3 protein-coding genes are annotated in these 4,826 nt (G+C 70.7%); all 3 read right to left on the reverse strand.

The window, feature by feature from the left end:
- Positions 1-149: 149 nt before the first annotated feature.
- Complete coding sequence (guaA, locus tag AC1DP0_RS18175) at positions 150-1,739, reverse strand: glutamine-hydrolyzing GMP synthase (RefSeq protein WP_478087142.1); 1,590 nt, start codon at positions 1,737-1,739, stop codon at positions 150-152.
- A 42-nt stretch (positions 1,740-1,781) separates the two neighbouring features.
- On the reverse strand, positions 1,782-2,651 hold the full coding sequence (locus AC1DP0_RS18180) for a hypothetical protein (protein ID WP_478087144.1): 870 nt from the start codon (positions 2,649-2,651) through the stop codon (positions 1,782-1,784).
- A partial coding sequence (locus tag AC1DP0_RS18185) for an efflux RND transporter permease subunit (RefSeq protein WP_478087146.1) occupies positions 2,641-4,826 on the reverse strand: 2,186 nt, incomplete at its 5' end. The genes AC1DP0_RS18185 and AC1DP0_RS18180, both read right to left, overlap by 11 nt.

A 4,826-nucleotide genomic window follows, 5' to 3' on the forward strand; every position in this document is an offset into this window, starting at 1 on the left:
GCGCCAGACTGCGGACCGTGGGCGTGCTCGGGCGCGTCGTCATGGGACCACGCTAACGAGGTCGGCTGTGACGAGGCTCCACGTCGACAGTCCACGCGCCGGACGCTCGGCCCTCCACGGACGGCCGGCTCAGGTCACTGTCGGGTGCGTCACTCCCACTCGATGGTGCCCGGCGGCTTGCTCGTCACGTCGAGCACGACGCGGTTGACCTCTTCGACCTCGTTGGTGATGCGGGTCGAGATCGACGCGAGCACGTCGTAGGGGACGCGGGCCCAGTCGGCCGTCATCGCGTCCTCCGAGGCGACGGGGCGCAGCACGACGGGATGGCCGTAGGTGCGCCCGTCGCCCTGGACGCCGACCGACCGGACGTCGGCCAGCAGCACGACGGGGCACTGCCAGATGTCGCGGTCAAGGCCGGCCCTCGTCAGCTCCTCGCGCGCGATGGCGTCGGCGCGCCGCAGGATGGCGAGGCGCTCGGCGTCGACGGCGCCGATGATGCGGATGCCGAGGCCGGGTCCGGGGAACGGCTGGCGCCACACGATGACCTCGGGCACGCCGAGCTGGAGCCCGACCTGGCGCACCTCGTCCTTGAAGAGGGTGCGGAGCGGCTCGATGAGCGCGAACTGGAGGTCGTCGGGCAGGCCGCCTACGTTGTGGTGGCTCTTGATGTTGGCGGCGCCCTCACCGCCGCCGGACTCGACGACGTCGGGGTAGAGCGTGCCCTGCACGAGCCACTTGACGGGGTGCTCCTCGTCGCCGCGGTCGTGGACGACATCGCGCGCCGCCTGCTCGAAGACACGGATGAACTGCTCGCCGATGATCTTGCGCTTGCTCTCGGGGTCGGTGACGCCGGCGAGCGCCTCGAGGAACCGCTCGCGGGCATCGACGATCACGAGGTCGACACCGGTCGCCTCGACGAAGTCCTGCTCGACCTGCTCGGCCTCGCCCTCACGGAGCAGACCGTGGTCGACGAAGACACACGTCAGCTGGTCCCCGATCGCCTTCTGCACCAAGGCTGCCGCGACGGAGGAGTCGACACCGCCGGACAGGGCGCAGAGGACGCGGTCCTCGCCGACCTGGTCGCGGATCGTGGCGACGAGGTCGTCGACGACGTGACCCGGCGTCCAGTCCGGTGCGATGCCCGCGCCCTTCCAGAGGAAGTTCTCGAGGACCCGCTGGCCCTGCTCGGAGTGGAGCACCTCGGGGTGCCACTGCACGCCGTAGAGGCGGCGGTCGTCGTCCTCGAAGGCCGCGACGGGCGTGCCGGCGGTCGTCGCGGTGACGGCGAAGCCGTCGGGCGCGGCGCTGACCGAGTCACCGTGCGACATCCACACGGTCTGGCTCGGCGGCTGCCCGGCGAAGAGGGTCGACTCGACGTCGCTGATGGCTGCGTCCGTCTTGCCGTACTCGCGAGCGCCCGTCCGGGCGACGGTGCCGCCGAGCGCCTGGGCCATCGACTGGAACCCGTAGCACATGCCGAAGACGGGGACCCCGGCCTCGAGCAGCGCCGGGTCGAGGCGCGGGGCGCCGTCCTCGTAGACGGAGCTCGGACCGCCGGACAGGATGATCGCGGCCGGCTCCTTGGCGAGGATGTCGGCCGCGGTCATCGAGTGGGGCACGACCTCGCTGTAGACCTGTGCCTCGCGCACCCGTCGGGCGATGAGCTGGGCGTACTGGGCGCCGAAGTCGACGACGAGGACGGGGTGGCTCTGCAGGTCGGTCGGGTGCGCGTCGCTCACGGGCGCCAGCCTAACGGCTGGCGCCCGGCGGACCGGCAGCGGTCACTCGGGCAGGTGCGCCCGACCGGTCGCTGCGTAGTCCTTGGAGACGTGGTAGGCGCGCTGGTCGAGCCGGAGCGCGTCCGCCCGCGCGGCCCCCAGCGCCTCGGGGCCGAGCCTCCGGAGGGACTGCAGCACCATCACCTCCTGGGCGTCGCCGCCCTGGGCCGCGATGCGCACCAGCCCGACGTTCGGTGCGTAGTACTTGAACTGGTTGCCGTCCTCGGGGGCGTTCGGCGACCATTCCTTGATCTTGACGACACCGGAATAGCACCCCGTCGGAACGCAGGTGCGCAGGTCCTTGCCCACGACCTGACCGACGTCGTAGAAGTCGATGGCCGGCGCCCGTCCCTGGACGAACGGCGGCGTGCCGAGCAGCGGCCAGCCCGGCACCAGGATCCCGGCGTGGGCACCCCGCACCCCGTCGATCCACGTGCTGGGCGCACCCTGGAACCTGCCGTTGTCGTACTCCTCGGGGTACTCCCCGCGGGTCCACACGTTGCCCGCGTCGTCCTGGGAGAAGAAGGCGAGCTCTGCCTCGCTGAGGACGCCGTCGTCGTAGTCCCGGTCGAGGATGACGCGCGCGTTGACTCCGTGGACCTTCTTGACGAGGTCGGTGACGATGAACACGATCTCGTGGAGGTGGCTGCCGTCGGCATCCGTGACGGTGCCCCGGTAGGAGAAGCGCATCCCGGGGACCAGGGGGAAGTACCTCGAGTTGGTCTCGAGCGGGTGGGTGAACACCGGGGGGGCGGGCCTGGCGGGGCTCGGCACCGCCGCCGCCCCGGGCGCGAGGAACACGGTCATCGCCAGGACCGCGGCGGTGGCGAGCAGGGCGGGTGCCGTGACGGCACGGCGCAGGTCAGGTCGCATGTGCTTCTCCTTCGGTGCCGGCCACGGGCGCCGGCCGGTCGAGCGGGCGGTGGAATCGCAGGTAGATGGAGGGGACGACGAACAGGCTGAGCAGCGTGGAGGTCACGAGGCCGCCGAGGATGACGACCGCGAGCGGGTGCTCGATCTCGTGCCCCGGACGGGACCCGAGGACCACGAGCGGTACGAGCGCGAGGCCCGTGGCGAGCGTCGTCATGAGGATGGGCGCGAGGCGCTCCTTGGCGCCCCGGATGACCAGCGGGAGCCCGAACTCCATCCCCTCCTCCTGCTCGAGGTGCTGGTAGTGGTTGATGAGCAGGATCCCGTTACGGGCGGCGATCCCGAAGACGGTGAAGAAGCCCACGAGCGACCCGAGCGACAGGATCCCGCCTGCGAGCCACGCCGCGAGGACTCCGCCGACGAGGGCCATGGGCAGGGTGAGGAACACGAGGACGGCGAGCCGCCAGCTGCGGAACGAGGTCTGCAGCAGGAGGAGGATGAGCAGCCCCGCGACGACGGCGGAGGTGAGCAGCCGGCTCTGGGCCGTCTGGCGCTCCTGGTACTCCCCCAGGACCTCGGCGTGGTAGCCGCGAGGGAAGGTGACCCCCGCGAGCTTGGCGTTGAGCTCGTTGACGACCGAGCCGAGGTCGCGGCCCTCGACGCCGGCCCCGACGTCGAGTCGGCGCGAGTCACCTTGTCGCTCAATGGCGTTCGGGTTGGGTTCCACCGACACGTCGGCCACGTCCTCGAGCTTCACCCGGGCACCGGTGGGCGTGTCGATGGGCAGCTGCTCCAGGGCGGTCACGTTCGAGCGAGTCTCCGGGGTGCTCCACACCACGACGTCGTAGGCGCGGCCCGCCCGGAAGATGTCGCCGACCTCCTCGCCTGCCACGAGGGTCGCGGCGRCCCGGCGGACGTCGCCGGGCTTGAGACCGACCTTCTCGGCCGCGTCGAGCTTCACGCGCACCTGGACCTGCGGGACGTCCTGGGAGATGTCGGTGTGCGCGTCCTTGACCCCGGGGATCGACGCGAGCAGCTTGAGGATCTCCGCGGACTTCGAGCGCAGCACCTTGAGGTCCTCGCCGTACACGCGGACGATGATCGGCTCCTTGCCGCCGGTGAGCACCTCCTCGACGCGCTCGTCGAGATAGGTCTGGACCTCGGCGAACAGGCCCGGGTAGGTGGCGGCGATGGCATCGATCTCGTCTCGGGCCTTCGTGTAGTCCGCGGAGGGGTCGAGGCTGATCCAGTTCTCGCCGAAGTTCACCCCGAAGACCTCCTCGCCGAGCAGCGCCTGCCCGATGTGCGCCCCGAAGCTGCGCACGCCCGGGACCGCCCGGATCTGCTTGCTGACAGCAGTCGTCGTGCGCACCGTCTCCACGTCGGAGGTGCCCGGCACCCCTACCCAGTGCATGAGGAAGTCGCGCTCCTGGAACGCCGGGAACAGGCTCTGGCCGAGACCCGCCCCCACGAACGCCCCGAGGACCGTGACCGCGGCGGCGGCGGCATACACCCCGCGTGGCCGCACCGCGATGCGTCCGAGCGCGGCGACGTAGCCGCGCTGGAGCCAGCGGACCACCGGAGACGTGCGTCGCTCGATCGGTGCCTTGCGCAGCAGGATCAGGCACAGCGCCGGCGTCAGCGTGAGGGCCACCGCCATCGAGGCCACGATCGCCAAGGTGTACGACACGGCCAGCGGGCGGAAGAAGGCACCGGTCAGTCCCTGGAGCAGGAAGACCGGGATGGCGGCCGCGACGATGATCAGGGTCGCGTAGACGATCGGGCTGCGCACTTCGAGCGAGGCATGCAGGATCACCGAGGCCGTCGACTCCGAGCTGCCGGACAGACGGCGCTCACGCAGTCGTCGGACGATGTTCTCCGCGTCGATGATCGCGTCGTCGACCACCGCCCCCAGGGCGATGACGAGACCGGCCAGCGTCATCGTGTTGATCGTCGCTCCCGACAGATGGAGCACCAGCAGGGTGGCCACGAGCGWCAGCGGGATGGTGAGCAGGCTGATCAGCGCCACCCGCCACTCGAAGAGGAACAGCATCAGGATCGCGACGACGAGCAGGAAGCCGAGGAGCAGCGACTGGGAGAGGTTGGAGATGGCCAGCTTGACGAAGTCGGCCTGCTGGAAGACGTGGGTGTCGAAGGTGACGTCGGGCAGGCCAGGCT

It is taken from the genome of Terrabacter sp. P5_B1 (assembly GCF_056400505.1).